Origin of the sequence: Legionella moravica DSM 19234 (assembly GCF_000423305.1) — a bacterium.
GTDB classification, from domain to species: Bacteria; Pseudomonadota; Gammaproteobacteria; order Legionellales; family Legionellaceae; genus Legionella; species Legionella moravica.
In genome coordinates this window covers 59,985-78,552 of the sequence record NZ_AUHS01000014.1, presented here as the reverse complement: position 1 = coordinate 78,552, position 18,568 = coordinate 59,985, and the positions used below count along the sequence as shown (strand labels likewise).

The window sequence follows — 18,568 nt, the reverse complement described above, 5'->3', positions numbered from 1 at the left end:
TTACAATGATAATTAATTCAGTTAAAGTAAAAAAGTAGCTTATTTATATCTCACTCATAAATGGATTTAGGAGCGTCTATGTATACTGAACTCGTTAAAACGGCACATTTTGTAGCTTTAGAACCAGTTTTTGGTGAAAGTGAACCAACCGATAATATTGAACAGCCTGATCATGATGTACTTTACGATACTATTCGTCAGGGCGATCTGGAACGGACTCTACAATTGATGGCTGATGGAGTAGTACTGAAAAGTAATGATTATACTCCCTTTATGTTGGCATGCTTCTATGGTCATTTGGATTTAGTACAAGCACTCTATTCGGATAATGCTTTGAATGAGCGAGACGTATATGGCAATACCCCTTTAATTCATGCGGCATGGAATGGTCATACGGAGGTAGTTCAATGGTTAGTTCGTGAAGGAGCAGATGCAAACGCTGTAAACATCAGCGCTGACTCTGCCTTGTTCGTCGCATTGCGATTTAAACATCCTGATACAGCCAGATACCTGCTGACTTTGAAGAATATTAAAACAGATAAGCCTAACTCCCTGAGTTATACACCATTGGTCATAGCGCTGGTTTATGGATACCTCGATATAGTCGATATCTTATATAACCAAAATGTGGTCTTAAATACTCAGTACACAGAAAATAATACACTACTGCATATGTGCGCGATGATTAACAATTTATCCTCAATGCAGTGGCTGCTGGAACATGACGCCAATCCGTGGGTTAGTAACAGTCATCATATGACTCCGGTACGAATTGCTGCGTCGCGAGGATATACCGAGATGGTCGGCATCTTGATTGCAAAAATGAAACATCACCATCTATTTTCCGAGGAACTGGAGCACGTACTGTTAGCGGCTGTTAGCCAAGGTCATGAAGACATATTGGATTTAGTACTTACTCATAAGAAACAGTTCTCAAGCATCATGATTCAGGTTGCGTTGCTTCACTCCACAATAACCAATAATTGGAATATGGTGTCCAGAGTACTGGATATCAATCCAGAAAAAGCGTTAAAACGAATTAACAAGCATTATGATTATGGTGATTTTGAGTACAACTTCGGTAATACCTTACTGCATTCAGCAGCAGTGAACGGACATTTGCTCATGGTGCAAAATTTGATAGCACGAGGCGCTAAGACGAATGCAAGGAATGACAACAATGACTCGATTTTGCATTGCGCTGTTCGCAGTGGAAACATTGATTTGGTTCGATGGTTGTGTCATCAGTATGTGCCTGTCAATCAGCAAAATGAACAAGGCAATACCCCATTGCACTTGGCCGTTAAAATGAAAAATACCTCAATGGTGCGTTGCCTGTTGCTTTATGGGGCACGATTTAATAGTGAAAACAAACACAAGAACACAGCTGAGTTTTTAGCGAAAGGAACACCCGAATTAGAGCAATTATTTCAAGAAATGAGAACTAAAGATCTGAACAGTTTTGGTTTAACCGATCTGCATCTTGCTGCTACCATTCATGAAGAAAAAGCATTGTTACAGATTTTGCCTTTGCATCATGATTTCAGTTTGACATCAGAGGACGGACTTACACCAATTGAAATTGCCGCGCATATGGGAAACTCTGGGACATTGGCGATTATGTTGCTTTGGGAAGCAAAAGGAGATAGAAACGCTGCCAAAATATTAGCCAAAGAAATGAAAGGGCATTATGAAGCGAAATCATCCATGTACTTAGGTATAACGAATGCAATAAAATCAATTGACAGCTTTCCTGCTCACCGTCTGGACGCATTAATCACGTTGTATAACTCCTGCCAAAAGGTGAATGTTGATACTAAGTCCGAACCCGTCCAGGATGAACGAAAAGTTAATCATTCTTCATCACGTTGGAGAGGCTTTTTCTGTATTGATGCAGCCTCCGCCAGTAGCATTAGCAAGGAATTAGTGGAGGAAACTGTGAATGATTTTACTACGAAACATTAAATGCGTTTAGTGCTGCGTGTCCCACGTTGATTAAGAAATTGCATCATCAACTATGAGTAATCGGCTACCCCTTCAATAATCAGTCAGCAAATCCACTTCTGAATTTGAGAACTCTCTTGAGTTCAGAGGGTGGTTATAAACGTGTATAGAGTGATAAATAATTCTGTTGTTCATCCATTATAAGCCAGGATAAAGGATTTTCTCCTGGGTTTATTGGGCAATGTATATGAAATTGGCTACAGAATGATACTATTGTCACTCCGCGTCAAAATAAAACAAACATTCCTGGTTTACTGATGATATTAACCAAAATACTGAAAAAAATCATTCTTATCAAAAAAGGCAGCCAAAATACTGATACTCAGAACATGAGTGCAGAGATTAGAATTCACGTCCAGCTTAGGGACAAACTACATCAGGAAAAAGCAAAACGTCGGTTAGAGCGATTATTGACAAGAGTTCAGCAAGAAAATGGTTCTAACGCTGCGGATTATATCGCTCGAATCTTTTCTAAAGATCAATCAGGCGAGAGAGATCATGCATATGCGGCATCAAGCAGCCAGGTAGATACTACGATTTATTCCCACTTAAAACCCCGCATGTCTCATGAGAACAAAGCCCTTTATCAAAAGATACTTCCGCTGTGTCAATTGGCGTATCTTGAAGAGCGAAAGGGAATAGCAAAAGAGCATGCTTGGAAATTATCCTGCATTTTTGATAATGAAAAAGCGGTTTATCAGTACCTCATCAATTTTCCTAAAGGAAATAAAGTCAAACATTTAGTTTATGATGCCTGCCGGTTTGATATACCTCCCATGGAGCAGAGTCATTTCGCCATGTGGAAAAAAATGGCTCAGATGAATGCAAACATGCTGAATCCACGCTTTAGAACACTGCTGGCTCATGCAGTGGCCATAAAGCGAATTAGCTCATTAGGTTCGCCTGCTCGTATAGAGAGGCAACACATTAAAGACAAGGAAAAAGAGCTGGCAAAGGTAAGCCGCATGTATCGATCACTTGTGCAAACTCCTGTCCAAAACCCAACCTTGGCCGATAAAGTAACACGTACAGGTCGGGTAAACAGTTTAAGGCAAGAACAATCTCGCTTGTATTTGCAATTGGCAGCACTTGCCAGAGGCATATCCCTGGATCAGGCATCTTTGCTTGTTTTACAGGCTTTTTATGAAGAGCATGAATTACAGAACCAATCCGCACAACAATTCATGATTGATCATGGGATTAATGTAAAAAGTATCGCCCTGTTTAATTCGTTGGACCGAAATAATGATGATAAGGCTATTCCTGCTATTACTCTGAAAGGCTCAGATGTGGGTTATCCCGGCAAATATTTGACCAAACTAAATACCTCAAACGTTCGAGAAGCGGCTCTTGCGGTATGTCTTGGCAAAATGACCTACTGCTGTCAATCTTTGGATAGTAAAGCAATTGACTGTGTGATACATGGAATTAAGTCACCAAATGGTGCTTTTTATGTGCTGTTTGAAGGCGATGAAAATCATCCTGATTTGAGTGATCCTGTTCTTGCGCAGGCCTGGGTTTGGAGAAGTACTCAGGGTGATCTGTGTCTTGATTCGATAGAAGCGATACCCAGAGTCTCTTCGAGTTTGGTTGCCACCATGTATCGTTACCTGGGTTTACTCCTTTGCGAAGATAAGGGGATCAACCGAGTCAACACAGGAGAATCCAGTGGTATTACAGATCGTGTGTCACTTTCCACTTATCCTGCCGTCACCTTAAAACCAGTTGATTATCAGGGGTACAGGAGTTCAGAAAGACAACGTTTTTTGTATGAAAAATCAATGCCATATCTCTATTACAATCACAATAAAACCGATAAGTTTCAGCACATTGTTGAGCATAGAATCCGAGCCCTTTTTTCTCATCAGTTTAGTCTTACTGAACCCTTGATGAATAACGAGCTCTTGAAAAAAACAATTGCTTTCTTTATTTACTCAGGACAAGACAAGCCCTGGCATTTTCCCTTCGATTTATTGCAGGATTTAGCTGGAAAACGATCCGGGGAATTTGAGCAGTTGCTCGCTGTTAATCGGGCTTATTATAATTTTTTGAATGAAAATCTATGGGCGGTTTCTTTAAATGAGGTGTTGGAGTGGGATAAAAAGGGGGCCTATATTGGCTCTTTGAATGAGAAAGGATTAAGTCCTTTGCATTTGGTAAAAATGATGCGTGAATTAAAACAAGTCATTTATAATTTTTTAAATGAAAATCAACAATCTGCACCTTATTCGTCTGCTCGTCCAAGAGATGCCTCATTGTTCTTGACCAAAGAGAATGATTCTTTTTTTAAAAAACTGATTCAATTTGTTCTGGAGAATCAACCCTGGGATGAATCAGTGGCTCTTATTCGTATGGTTTCGGGGATTTTATCGGTGGATGAAAACATTACTGAACGGCATCTGGCAATTTTTAATCTTTTTTCTAAACGCAGTACGTTTCATCTTGTTCGTCCAATGCTAGGTTCCGGTGTAACACCATTACACCTGGTTGCACCTAAGCCGGACCTGTTGAGCGCTTTTCTTAAGAGGATTCCCAAGAGTCAAAGGCTTGAGGCCATTTCATTTCGGAATCATTATGGCTTTAGTGTATTGCATTTAGCGATAGCCTACCCTGAATCATTAAAGGTAATTCTAAAATCATTAGCGGCAAACCAAATACTGGACGTCATTCGAATGTCTGATTTTTCTGGCAGAATGACATTGCATTTGGCGACCGCTCATCGAGAATCACTGAGAATTCTTCTTGAATCGATCCAGCATAATGAGACGTTAGATGCCATTAGACTTCCAGATCGTCATGGCAATACTCTTTTGCATGATGCTGCCGCTTATCCTGACACGCTGAATGATCTTCTTGAGCTCTATCCACAAGCTCAAAAGCGAAACGCAGTTCGATACGCTAATCATGAAGGCAATACAGTCCTGCATCAGGCGACCGTTCATTCTGAATCGTTGAGAATTCTTCTCAACCTTTATCCAGAACAAGAAAGGCTTGAGGCTCTTAGTGTGAAGAATAGTTCAGGTGCTTCTGTATTAAATTTAGCGGGAAAAAAAAGGGGATTAATTAGAACCATCATTGAATTACTGCCCGAAGACCAAAGGCTTGATGCGATCATATTAGCGGGGATATCGAACAATATTCAGGCATCTGAGACGCCATTCTGTCTCGAATCACCAGAAAGAACTACGGGTTCTGAAGACGAGCGTCAATATGATGATGAAGACGAAAATAGCACATTTGATTCGGTTAAAGAGGAAGAAACTCTGTTGCATCAGTGTACCACCCCTGATGCACTCAGTGCTTTTTTGAATGGTCTTACTGAAACGCAAAAGATTGATGCAATATGCCAGTTTGATGAAAGTGGGTATACGATACTACATCGATTTGCGATGAAACCTGATTTGTTGAGAATTCTCCTGGCAGTTTTGCCTGAATCTCAAAGGCTTAAAGCGGTCAATACAGTGAATCACTATGGCACTACGGTGCTGCATTTGGCTACAGAAGATAGGGAATCGTTGAACATGGTTCTGGAGCTTTATTCCGAAGACCAAAAACGCGATGCTGTCCTTAAGGTTAATGAGTATGGGCGCAGTGTGTTGGATTATTCTGTTCAAACTTACGAATCACTGCGAATTATTTTGGAGCTTTTCCCGCAAGCTCAACGGCTTGAGATCGCACGACAGGTTGATCCCCATGGTCAGACCTTGCTGCACCAGGTTGCAACCCATTCCAAATCGTTACGATATGTTCTTGATCTTTATCCCCATGAGCAAAGGGTTGAGGCAGTGTGTCAGGTCAATGATTGGGGTAAGAGGGTGTTGGATTATGCTGCATCAAGTAGAAAATCATTGCGAATTGTTTTAGAACTTGTTCCTCAAGAGCAACGAGTTGAAGTTGTTTGTCAGGAAAATAGTGATGGCCATAGTTTGCTAGACGACCTATTGTATAACACTAAGTCCATGGCTGCCATTTTCGATCTTTTATCTGAAGCTCAATGGCTTGATGCCATTTTTCAGAAAGACAATGGTGGTTCTATGCTGTCAAAATTCACACAGCGCAATCCAAAATTGCTGAGAACCCTTTGGGAAAAGATACCTGAGGATCAAAGGTTTGGCATAATGAGAACATCTAGTCCTTTTGGCTGTAGCTTGTTGCATGAAGCAGCTTCAAACCCTGAACTGGCGTTTATCTTGTTCGAACTGATTTCAGTAGAGCAAAGGTTAGAGGCTATTCGTGAAGTTTATGATAGAAGGGTGACGCTGTTTATGCAAGAATTAAACCCTGAGTCATTGAACATCATTTTAGAACTGATACCGGAATCTGAACGTCTTGATGCGCTTCTCTCGGTAAGTGTATCCGATACCGGTCTTTTGTTTTTGTCCAAGAGCCATCAAGATATACTGGCTTCTGTTCGGGATTTGATACCAGAGCTGAGGTTATCCAGGCAAGCATTGTCATCAACATCAACAAATCCCTATGCATTCTTTTCAGCAGAGGTTGCTTCAACATCTGACGAAAGCAACAGGCACATGCCTTGCTTAGTTTAACCCTTTGAGTTTTCTGGATTGAATCAACCAGTTCTGTACATGACAAAAAACCTGTCTTGCCCGCCTGTGTGGGCATGATGGTTTTTTTATCTACGGAGGCCCAATAATTTGTTTTATTGACAGATAAGCAATCAAAATGATTAAATCGGCTCTATTTTAATTTAATTACGGGATTATGGTGTTTACAACTTATTCAAGTAAAATAAAGGCATTTCGAGTTATTGCAGAGTATTTGAATTTTGGTGATGAAGTAATAAAACTAAATCAGCTACGCAAACAGTCCGATATAATGGAACTTGTTGGACACCCTAAAAATCCTCGTCTTCTTAAGGTCAAGGATCCTGCCAAGACTCTGTTTTTAACGTTCAGCAGTCAATTGCACGAAGTGGAGTTAGCCCTTTTGGAAGAAGTTCAATCGCGTTCCAATTTAGGTACTGCCAGAAAAGTAGCAGAAATTTGCCTGAGTGATCAAAGTGATGAAGCGAAATTGGCTGAATTATCATCCTGTCTTGAAACGAATGTACAAAAAACCGAAAGTGGCTTTAAACTGGGCTTTTGAGTTTGGGGTCCGGTAACACATCATTCACTTTCAAGGTTTTCAAAGCGAAGTCCATTAGGGCGTGTTGACAATTGTCAACACGCCCTAAAATGAATTATCGTTCTTGAATGACTGGACTTTTATTCTATTTGTCCTAGACTATTTTAATCATTATTTATAAGGACAGAATATGTATGAAGCAAATTGTATCTATCATCATGGGGCTGAGGAATTGCATGGATTTTTAGCCTTCGATGACCAGATCACCACTCCACGCCCGGCAGTGATTGTTGCTCATGACTGGACTGGCCGTAATGATTTTGCGTGCCAAAAAGCAAAAATGCTTGCTGAAATGGGGTATATTGGATTCGCTTTGGATATGTATGGTCAGGGTCGCCTGGGTGTAACCAATGAGGAAAAAATGGCTTTAATGCAGCCTTTGGTTGGTGATCGCGCCTTGTTAAGGGAGCGCTTGCTTGCTGCATATCATGCCGTGGCAGCACGACCTGAAGTGGATAAATCCAGAATTGCGGTAATTGGTTTTTGCTTTGGTGGGTTATGCGCTCTTGATTTGGCACGCAGTGGCGCTGACCTTCGCGGTGTTGTGACTTTTCATGGTATTTTAAATAAACCCGAGCATCTTGAATCAGAACACATTAAAGCGAAAATTTTGGTTTTACATGGTTATGATGATCCTATGGTCAAACCCGAGCAAGTGCATGCTTTTTGTCAGGAAATGACAGAAGCTAAAGTCGATTGGCAAGTTCATATGTATGGACATGTTCAGCATGCATTTACCAATCCTCAGGCCCATGATGCGTCATTGGGATTGGTGTTTGATTCATTGGCGGAACAACGTTCATTATTGGCCATGCGTCACTTTCTGCATGAGATTTTTTAATGAATAGCTTTAAGGGACTTCATGTTTAAAAAAATCCTCATAGCCAATCGTGGCGAGATCGCATTGCGTATTGTGCGAGCCTGTAAGGAACTCGGTATATCCACTGTGACAATTCATAGTGAGGCGGATCGATTTGCGCTGCATGTAAAACGATCGTCTCATTCTCATTGCTTAAGTAAAAAACCACTTGAAGCCTATCTGAATGGTCGACGGATTATTGAATGTGCGAAGGCTTCCAGATGTGAAGCCATCCATCCGGGGTATGGTTTTTTATCTGAAAATGCGGAATTTGCCAAAGACTGTGAAGAGGCAGGAATTGTATTCATTGGTCCAATTTCTTCTGTAATAGCAACGATGGGTTCCAAGATTGCTGCCCGTGATGCTATGAAAGAAGCAGGCATACCTACTATTCCGGGCAGTGAGGGTAATCTTGATTCAATTGATGATGCCCTTGCCTGCGCAAAAAAACTGGGATATCCAGTGATGCTCAAAGCTACGTTCGGTGGTGGTGGTCGAGGGATCCGATTATGCCATGATGCAAGTCAGGTCACACAACAATTTGAACGGGTGCAATCTGAAGCAGAGAAGTCGTTTGGTGATGCGCACATTTATATGGAGAAATTTATTAAAAATCCTCGCCATATAGAAGTTCAAATTCTGGCGGATCATTATGGAAAGGTGCTGCATCTATTTGAGCGAGATTGCTCCGTGCAACGCCGCCATCAGAAGCTGGTAGAAATAGCTCCCTCGCCCAATCTGGATCCACAAACTCGGGAGCTTCTTTTTAGTTATGCCCTTAAAGGCGCTAGAGAAGTGGGATACACCAACGCAGGTACTGTCGAATTCATTTTGGATGATGAAAATAACGTGTATTTTCTGGAAATGAATACTCGTTTACAGGTTGAGCATCCCGTTACCGAACAAATTACTGGGGTTGATATTGTACAAGAACAAATTCGGATCGCTGCAGGCGAACCATTATCAATGAATCAGGAACAGATTATTTCCAGAGGGTATGCCATAGAATTTCGTATCAATGCAGAAGACCCACAGAATGATTTTTTACCCAGTTTTGGTCGCGTAACTCGTTACTATGCTCCGGGTGGGCCAGGTGTGCGTACTGACAGTGCCATTTATACCGGATATACCATTCCCCCAGATTATGATTCCTTATGTGCCAAACTCACTGTTTGGGCTCTTGACTGGCCTTCAGTATTGCATCGATCGCGCCGTGCCTTGGAAGAAATGCGCCTGTTTGGGGTTAAGACGACTATTTCGTACTATCTTGAAATGATTCAATCCATAGAGTTTCAGGAGGGGCGATTGACGACCCATCTGATTGATTCTCATCCTGAATGGTTAAAATATTCAAACAAATCATTACCTAATCATAAAGCGGCAGTAATTGCAGCAGCTATTGCAATGTACAGCCAAAATTCATAACCCAGAGCTTGTGCTTATCTATTTTCCGGGTAGATGAGACAAAATAATGGACATACGCTGCTCGACCGATACCGCGGGAAGCTCAATCAGTTCATAGCCTAAATGATCATAGGCTTCGTAGATTAATTCCCCTATCTTTAGGGCACTCGAATCATCTTCCACCCGGACTGCATCATGTTCCAAAGGCAACTGATGGCAGTAGAACAGCTTTTTATAGCGAATACGCTGGCACGAGTGAGTCACTTGATCTGCGTTGATATTATAGTAGCGAAAATAACCCAGGCTATCGGGTGTTCCTCTATCAAAAAAAATGAGTTGATTGGTTTGTAATCGCCGCTCTCTTTTTAGCGCGATAGCCAGTATTCCCCTTTGAAGTCGCAAGTTATCCTGTTTTATATTATCCAGAGTGAGGTTTGATTCTAATAATCCTTCAATGTAGTCCCTCGCGACTTCAGGAGCAATGGTATAGCCAGAAGTTGCTAATTGGTTAATTAAGGTCGTTTTACCCGACGAAGGTGCGCCTGTAATGACATACCAATTAGTCTGGATCATCAGATTTGATAATTATCAATTAAACGTATTTCATCAATAAACACTGCAGCAAATTTCCTGCCAAGGTATTCTTCAACGTATTCCACAGTGATTCCTTGTTCTTCTAATTCTTTTATTATCATTACACAAGGTTTGTTCTGATGGAATATCTGTGCAAACTTCTCGGCACGTTTTTTTTGCTCACTTGATAAACGGTTATTTCGTGAACTGTAGGCCAAACCACTGTCTTCTCGCACTGTTGGACACGCTTTAATATCAACATTCATGAACAGGGCTTTGACCATGCCTTGAATGAGCAAATACTGTTGATAATCCTTTTCACCAAAATACGCCCGGGTGGGGCGTGTTATGTGCAGTAATTTCATGACCACAGTTAGAACACCATTAAAATGGCCTGGCCGGTGTTTGCCTTCCATTAATTGGCACAGCTTATTTTCTTGGATCTGATAAGTATAACCATCAGCATACATCTCTTTGTCAGTGGGTAAAATACAAAAATCCACTCCGGATTGAGCCATTAATTCGAGATCAGCATCCAACGTTTTTGGATAATGATTAAAATCATCAGGATTGTTAAATTGAGTGGGGTTTATAAACAGACTGGAGATGGTACGATCATTTTCTTCCCTGCTTTTGGACAATAAGGAGGCATGTCCGGCATGCAGGTTGCCCATGGTTGGGACAAATCCCAAGCTAAGTTCGGTGGATAAACTGTTGCGACAATTTATCCACTCATCAATGTTATGAAAAATGTGCATGAGCGATTCTCTTAAAAGGCATATTCAGGGGTTGGAAAATTAACGTGCTGTACCTGTTGAACATAAGCATTGATTGCATCAAGAAAGATGTCTTTGCCTTGAGTGTATTTTTTTGCAAACTTGGGGGTGAATGTGGATTGCAACCCCAGCATGTCATGCCATACCAGCACTTGCCCATCGGTATCAGATCCTGCGCCAATTCCTATAGTCGGAATATCGAGTGAATTGGTGATGGTTTTAGCAAGGTTTTGGGGAACACATTCAATGACCAAGGCAAAACAGCCGCTTTGTTCCAAAGCGATTGCCTGTTGTACCAAGCGATCGGCTTGTTCCTGATTTTTTCCCTGGATTTTGTAGCCACCCAGTTGGTGAATAGATTGAGGGGTTAAGCCAATATGACCCATCACAGGAATACCTGCTTTGACCAGATAGGATATGGTTTTGCAGGTATCTTCATCGGCTCCTTCAATCTTTATGGCGTGGGCTCCGGCCTGTAAAAGGCGTTTTACCTGATCAATCGTTTCAGATAGAGCGAGTTTATGACTTAAAAAGGGAAGATCGGTTACTAAAAATTGCTGTTTCAAGCCACGGGCAACTGCTTTCGTGTGCAGCTCCATCATCTCGATGGTCGCCATGATGGTCGTGTCATGCCCATGAACGGTCATTGCTACGGAATCGCCAACTAAAACGCAATCGATATTCGATTCAGCGATGATGCAGGCAGAGGGATAATCGTAACAGGTCAGCATGGAAATTTTTTTACCTGCCTGTTTGTTCATTTTAAAATCATGAATTTTCATAGACTTCTCCCTGTATGGGTGAAGAATGTGATTTGAATCGAGTTTAAAGACTTTGTATCAGGTACCTGTCTCATGGATCAAGTCCTCCAAAATAATGAATAAAGTCACTGCCCGAGGGGTCAGTGCATCTCGGTAATCTTATAGTGTATTGATATAAATTTGAATATCCAGGCTGTAATTCTTTCACCAGACACGGCTGAAGCATGGTCTAACTCATGCTGGACAGCTGATTTTTTTCGAGGCTGTTATGATAAAATTATCAATCCGACCCAAGCATTCAAGTCATGATAGGGAGAAAAGCCATTAAAAAAATAAATAACCGTTATTAATTATTTACTGCCAACTTTCATTATTTCTTAATGTGTGACCTGTATTATTTTAGAACAGATACCGTTTGATAATTTGAGTCAGAGGATTTTGTGGCGCATCTTTTTTCCAGTGGAACGGTTAGGACTATTAAAGTTCCATCTGCTGAGATAATAAGGTGGCATGACTTGATAAATGACACATTGTGAGATTAAAAATGAGCATCCCCGTTGAGTTTTATTACACGCTGTCGCAGACAAAACCTGCTTATAGCCACATGCCAACCGATGTTTTGGACGTCAATAAACTCATCCAGTCTAAAGCCCCATGGATAGTACCATCCAGTTTTGTGCGGCAACCTAAAAAGCTTATTCTGAGTGATTGGACTGCGGAACAATGGCCCTATTATAAAATTACAGTCGTTGAGGAAGCATTACTGCAGTTAATGGAACAGGGTTTTTCCATATACATTCAACAACTTGGTCAAATTTATCCCTTATCAAGAGATGAAATAATGAACCTCGAACGAAAGGATGTTCGATCATTTATCCGAATGACACATCCGGAAGATCTTACCATTAAAGCCGCGACGCAACATCGAATGTCTAAGGATGAAACCTTCATTCTCGATGATTATTGGGTTGATCGCTTGATCGGCAGCAAAGAGCCTAATGCCCCTCGTACGCTTAATTTAAGCGATTATATGAGGCTCAATGAAGAAGACAGATTAATCCTTAAAGAGTCTCTTGAGCAATTAAATCCACCATTAAATGTGTTGATTGAGGACATATTGCCAGAAGAATCCACTATTAAATTTGACTGCTTTAAGAATGCATTTCCTGGTATTAATGACATAAAGTGCCTGAAAATTATTAATCCTACTCCAGCGGCTTATACTCAGGAACGGTGGTTGGAACTATTATCCAATGCATCATCTTTAGAACAACTTCATTTTCATTCGCCTGAAAGTACTATTAATCTGGCCGAATTTGATTTGAAGAATCTGATTTATCTAAGTGTAGAAAAAAACATCAAACAGGCCGATGGCTTTATAAGAGCCGCTCCCAATCTTAAAGAGCTTACAATTCGGTGGATGGAAACAAAATCGGCTCTGAATACCCAAGGGGTTCAATTAGAATCTTTGAAAATACTCCTGGGGAGAATCTCATTAAAACAAGTATTTCAATTATTGAAGGATCAAGCACAATCGATTCGACAATTTTCTTTTGTTAACTGCACAATAAGAGATGCTGGTGCCATTGATGGGGTCAATTTATTAGATATTCCTCAATGTTTCAACATGAGAGAAATGGACTTCATGGACACAGCTTTAACTACTGATGAACTAAATTCCTTTCTGTCGATAACTCCCAATTTAAAAAAACTTACCCTGGGAGACATGACATATAAGAAAATGGACGGTTCTTTTGAATTGGATAAAATCAACAAAGATGCATTGAGCCGGCTTGAATATCTTTGTTTATCTGGCCTGATTTGGGATGAGAGTGTCTCTGTCTTTTTGAGTGATAAATTAACGAACCTTAAGTGTCTTCATCTTAATGATTTTAATTTTGTCAATCTTCCAGAACAGAATGCTTTGTGTTTGGAACAGATTGAAGAACTCATTATCACAGAGTCTCATTTTCCAAAAGAAGAGAGTTTAAAAAGGTTGCTTCAGTATTTCCCTAACCTCAAAAGGCTTGGATTTATCAAGAATACCTCCACGGGTAGATTTGAACTGGACTTTGATGTTGCATCGTGCAAGAAGCTTGAGGCGGTTGATTTGAGTGATGTTAATGGAACCATCAGTCGAGAATCCGTTTTGAAAATCGTAGAGACTGCGACAAACCTCAAAGCACTCAGTTTAATTTTATGCATTAATATTAGTACCACGTTTAGTGAAACAGTAGCCAGCGAGTACCCCGATCTTGATGTGTATTATCGATGGGATGATGAAGATGAAGATGAAGACGATTATGATAGTGATTATCAGCAGTGTAGTGATGATGATCGGGGTTCGGAACATAATCTTGCAGACTACAAAGACTTTGAACCGACACCGGAAGATTTTAAATTTCAATTCAAAGGCAAGAGTTCATCAATAGATCAAAACATGATTATTGAAAAGCTCTCACAATACTTCAGTTTAAAGCAAATCAACACACAGTACATACCCAAAATTCAGGATGGAATTTGTACTGCTTTAAGTCATTTGTTTCAAAGAAGTACTCTTGAGGAGTGGAATGAGCTTATCATTCGATTGCAGATTTGGGATGGCCAGCTATCCACAATTAGTGACGAATTAAAGAATGATTTTAAATGTCTTTGGGGGGCCATCCAGCAATATCAGTTTAATAAGCAATCGAATAAACAATACATTGGAGACAGTCTGGAGCACTTTCTTGTCAGCAATTCAATAAATGACAGCACTTTTGGTTCTCGCCTTCAGTTGAACGATGATGATGTCGATGATTGGATATCCTCAATACTCTTTTCTGGCTTAGAGGACGACCTGTTTCAAAATCCTCTCAAAATCAAGTTGCACCAAGGATGCATCCTATCCAATTTCTGGCATGCGCTCTGCATCCGTTTAATCGAGGATGGTCGGTGGCTGATTTATAACCCTAACAACAAAGAGGGGGTTAAGTCCGTTTCCACAACGGAACTCATGCACCATATTCATACCGATTTAGGTAGGTTGATTCGTATTGAAATGGACCGTGATGTCATAGTTCCCGAAATTCGTGATCCCAATCAGTTCATTCAACATGGTGGATTGTTTCATTTAATTTGCAATCAAAATTCCAAGCAGTTGTTAGACCTCATCCCCGTGGATTTTCAATTTAGTGCTGATGCACTTCATGGTCTGTTGCTCAACGATTTACAGGGCATTCCTGCATGGTTCAGAGGGCTTAATACTCCTCACACTCTGGAGTTGACCTGTAGTTTATTAGCTCAATTGCGAAGTGTGTGTCCAGATGATTATTCCGCCATGTTGGACCAAAGCATGAAACGGCTGACTCCGGAACAAAAACAGCAGGGCATTAGCATATTGCTCAGATCAGGCCCTAAAAATCATTCTTCTTTTTTTGAAATAATGGGTTGTCCGGCGCCGTCGCAACCTTCGGAACAGACTAATACACTCATTGACGTTCTTAGAAGCAGTTCGGATAGTAATTATTTTGAGCAGGTATTGAAAACCTGGCATAAACCTTCAAAATCAGTCAATTCGCTGGAGGGATATTGTCAGCAGGTGTTACACCCTGCCGATTCTAAAAAGCATTTGATTGAACTTGGCTCTACGACATCGGTGCACGCACTGCGGCTTGCGTTACAAAGACAATGTCATTTAAACAATAGACCCGTGTATTACATCCATTCCCCGGATGATTTAATCTGCTCTGCCTCTTTTATTCAACGAGATCTCAATAATCGTGGTATTTTACGTAAAGGACCGGGTGGTCCGCTTCATGATTTTTTATCCGAGGATTATCGGCTGGAATCACCGGTACTCCTGGTGAATTACGAGCAATTTTCTGCTGAGGATATCGTCCGCTTTAACGCGCTGCTTGATGAACAGGGCTATGCCGATGGAACACCAGTGCCTGAACACATCCAGATAATTGGTTTGTACAATACCAGTAAACCGGATTGCTATCAGGGGGATGATTTTTATTCGCGATTTAACACCAAAGAGCGCTGTCCCATCCCTGCAAAACAATTAGAACAATCGGTCCCGCCGTTAGCTACCGCCATCGATGAGGAAGCTGCTGCGGGGTTGGTGATTAATTTATTCAATGCCAGTGATTGGAAAGAGCGCTTGTTAGGTCGTTGGGATCTGGATGGTTCTCATTTGACGTTTCAGGAAGGAGCTTTGTCCAATCTGCAAGGACGACTCATCACCATTCAAAATGGCCCTTGGGATGATGAGGATTTTAATCTGTTTTGGATGGAAGCCTGTTATCCTGGAACACGCTATTTTCCCGGCAGTTCCATTCCTGTCCCAGCTCTTCTCCAACTGAATAAACAAGAGGGATATGCCCTGAATGAATTAAAAAAATGGCTTCAGGTCGATTATTTATCCGATGAGGACACCAGCGGAAATGAGGTTCCTCATGTTCTTAATCCTCACCGTCTGGCTAATTATTTTCATTTTTACCGCCCTGAAGCCAGTGATTGCAGTTTAAGAAAAGAGCCGGGGTTGATCGAGCAGGCACAGCGCAGTACTCTGGATGTGATGCTCACTCGCTCCATTTCATTAGATGACTGGGCCAGGATTTTGACTGAATGCCAAAAGCATCAAGTCAGATTAAGAGTGCAGTGTGCTCAGGGAGCATCACTTCCTGATTCATTGGAACTCAATACTGTAGTGAATCCTGTGGAACGGACGAATTGGCATCCGGCTCTTCCTTCCCCAACTGAAGTCATACACAGTACGGATAGTGATGTAACGCTTTCCCTGTTGGCAGCATCGCAACAGAATTGGCATATTATTGATGTATCGGAATTAATGGTTTCTGATTTACTGACTCGTGTTGACGGACGATTGAATGAAGCCGTGCTTCAGTTTGAATTTCATCAACGTTCATCCTGGTTGCTTGATGCTTTATCTGAAGGCAAGAATGTTGTTCTGAAAGGGCATTTTTCTAAAGAGCTGGAAGACCAATTAGCGTCTTTAATCGTGCAACGGAAGAAAACAGGGATAGAACCCGGACGATTACTTTTGATTACCGAAGATTCAAAGAGTTTTCAATGGGTTGAAACTCAGGTTCATGAAGTCAGTGAACAGGATAAAAGAGTCTGTCTTGGTGAGTTTCCTCATGAGCTGGAGCCGTTTATCGCTACCGAACCGTTGTGCAAACTAAAAGCCAGAACCACGTATTGGCAGGCCTTTCCTGACTGTCGTAAACGTAATGCGGCCTGGTCAGGGCTGTCTCAGCACACGGCACAAATCAAACCCCTCGCGGCGCTAAATCCAATGACGGCCATGCAGGAGGCAGAAGAATCTACCCAGACACGAATCGCTTTAGTGCACCAAATGCTTGACGTAGCGCCCTATGTGTTTCTTTCGGGACTGTCTGGGGTCGGAAAAACGACTTTTGTAACCCAGGAGCTCGTGTACGAGGGAGAACAACTGCATCAAGGCATCGATGCGATAAAAGCCTGGGCGCAGGATGCCCGAACCGGTCGGAAGTACCTGTTTTTGGATGAGGCGACTTTAAACTCGGGGAATTGGTCTTTATTTGAAGGACTGTTCCATACTCCTCCGGGTATTTTTTATGAAGGTGCCTATTACCCTTTGAGTGACGAGCATAAAGTGATTTTTGCTGGAAATCCGGTGAGTTATGGTGATGAGCGACGGCTTGCAACACTTTTTGAGCGTCACGGAAATGCGGTGGAGTTTGAACCCTTACCTGTTGCTGTTTTGTATGAAAAGATTTTAAAACCGGCATTGGAACACCAATTCCTCGATGATACCGAAGTCGTTCAACTGTCTGGAGTTATTCTTGATGTGTATCGATTTATGGTGGATTGCTCAACCACCGACGTGTTAATCACGCCTCGAGAATTACAAATGATGGCTCTGTTGACCCAAAGTTATTGTCAAAAAAATCCCCAGGCCAATCGCCTGGACGTTGCCGCTCATTATGCCTTTAAAATAGCGATTAACCTGGTGCCAAAATCAAAAAGAGCGCTGTTTATTAAGGAGTTTGAGCCGAAGAATCCACTGCCACTCACAACATCCAGTGAACCGATGGACTTTGTTCTCACTCAATCTCGGTTGAGCAGTCAGCAACTGTTGGACGATGTGCTGGATTTAAGACAATGGCGCCAACAGTCGGCTGCAAATGACGTGCAACGCTACGGTGGTTTGGGTGGTTTAACCTTTGAGGGAGAACCCGGTATTGGTAAGTCCGAGCAAATAAAGCAAACGTTAATCGCTCGCGGGTTTAAACTCATGTCCAGAAACTCGGTGCCGGCTCCTGGTGAGCACCCCATGTACGTTCTCCCCGTCAGTATGTCTGCTACGGATAAGGAAGCGCTGTTACTTAAGGCTTTTCATGAGGGAGCGGTTGTGGTCATTGACGAGATTAACAGTTCTCCGATGATGGAACATTTATTGAATAGTCTTCTTATGGGTAAAACCCAGCAAGGGGATACACCTGATGTTCCAGGATTTTTTATTATTGGAACGCAAAATCCTATCGCCCTGTCCGGTCGCCGCGCACCAAGTACTGCCTTATCCCGGCGGATTATTACGGAAGAACTGCCGCTTTATTCCAAAAAGGAAATGCTGAATATTTTAATCAATGAAGGCGTGAAAGAGAATGTTGCTGGCGACATGATTAAGGCCTTTTTGAATAATAGACAAAGAGCTGAACAAGAACGGCTTCTTCCTGGCCCAACATTCAGGGATTTGCTCCGTCTTGCTCAAAGCACTGTTAACACTAATGCCAAAAAGCGTGAACGAGTTGATGAGCGCACCAAACATGCTGCAGCGGAAACTAAATGTGCACGACAAACACAGGGAAAACAACACGTTTCAAGTACGAGTTCAAGTAGTGCTTCCACTTCGAGCCTTGCTTCCGCCGCAGGTTCTGTGTTCAGTTCAAGCAGCAGTTTCTTTAACTCATCGAAGCGTATGGAAAGAGGGTATGAATCAGATCAAGCCATGACCAAGATGATGAGACGCTGATTTGTTGTGTTGCCGTTCCCTG

9 protein-coding genes are annotated in these 18,568 nt (G+C 41.7%); 6 read left to right on the top strand and 3 right to left on the bottom strand.

Annotated elements, in window-relative coordinates; genetic code table 11:
- Positions 1 to 78: 78 nt before the first annotated feature.
- The 5 genes from G543_RS0103580 to G543_RS0103560 all read left to right on the top strand — a co-directional run bounded on the left by G543_RS0103580 (position 79) and on the right by G543_RS0103560 (position 9,433).
- On the top strand, positions 79 to 1,965 hold the full coding sequence (locus G543_RS0103580; RefSeq protein ID WP_028383314.1) for an ankyrin repeat domain-containing protein: 1,887 nt from the start codon (positions 79 to 81) through the stop codon (positions 1,963 to 1,965).
- Between the two features lie 296 nt (positions 1,966 to 2,261).
- Complete coding sequence (locus tag G543_RS0103575; RefSeq protein WP_028383313.1) at positions 2,262 to 6,551, top strand: ankyrin repeat domain-containing protein; 4,290 nt, start codon at positions 2,262 to 2,264, stop codon at positions 6,549 to 6,551.
- 175 nt (positions 6,552 to 6,726) lie between these two features.
- A complete protein-coding gene (locus G543_RS0103570) occupies positions 6,727 to 7,110 on the top strand; it encodes a hypothetical protein (RefSeq protein ID WP_028383312.1) in 384 nt (127 codons plus the stop codon).
- 169 nt (positions 7,111 to 7,279) lie between these two features.
- Positions 7,280 to 7,990, top strand: coding sequence for a dienelactone hydrolase family protein (locus tag G543_RS0103565; protein ID WP_028383311.1), 711 nt, complete (start codon positions 7,280 to 7,282; stop codon positions 7,988 to 7,990).
- Between the two features lie 21 nt (positions 7,991 to 8,011).
- Positions 8,012 to 9,433 (top strand): acetyl-CoA carboxylase biotin carboxylase subunit, encoded by a 1,422-nt coding sequence (locus G543_RS0103560; protein WP_028383310.1) that lies wholly within the window; start codon positions 8,012 to 8,014, stop codon positions 9,431 to 9,433.
- 18 nt (positions 9,434 to 9,451) lie between these two features.
- On the opposite strand, the gene G543_RS0103555 is transcribed toward G543_RS0103560, so the two are convergent.
- Genes G543_RS0103555 through panB form a run of 3 tightly spaced genes read right to left on the bottom strand, consistent with a single transcriptional unit; the run spans position 9,452 to position 11,543 of the window.
- Complete coding sequence (locus G543_RS0103555; RefSeq protein ID WP_028383309.1) at positions 9,452 to 9,985, bottom strand: AAA family ATPase; 534 nt, start codon at positions 9,983 to 9,985, stop codon at positions 9,452 to 9,454.
- Positions 9,985 to 10,743: a pantoate--beta-alanine ligase gene (panC, locus tag G543_RS0103550; protein WP_028383308.1), complete on the bottom strand. Its 759-nt coding sequence runs from the start codon at positions 10,741 to 10,743 to the stop codon at positions 9,985 to 9,987. Before panC ends, G543_RS0103555 begins: the two co-directional genes overlap by 1 nt.
- An 11-nt stretch (positions 10,744 to 10,754) precedes the next feature.
- Positions 10,755 to 11,543 carry a 3-methyl-2-oxobutanoate hydroxymethyltransferase gene (panB, locus tag G543_RS0103545; RefSeq protein ID WP_028383307.1) on the bottom strand — a complete coding sequence of 263 codons (789 nt, stop codon included), beginning with the start codon at positions 11,541 to 11,543 and terminating at the stop codon, positions 10,755 to 10,757.
- Between the two features lie 523 nt (positions 11,544 to 12,066).
- On the opposite strand from panB, the gene G543_RS0103540 reads away from it, so the two are divergent.
- Positions 12,067 to 18,546, top strand: coding sequence for a P-loop NTPase family protein (locus G543_RS0103540; RefSeq protein ID WP_028383306.1), 6,480 nt, complete (start codon positions 12,067 to 12,069; stop codon positions 18,544 to 18,546).
- Positions 18,547 to 18,568: the final 22 nt, after the last annotated feature.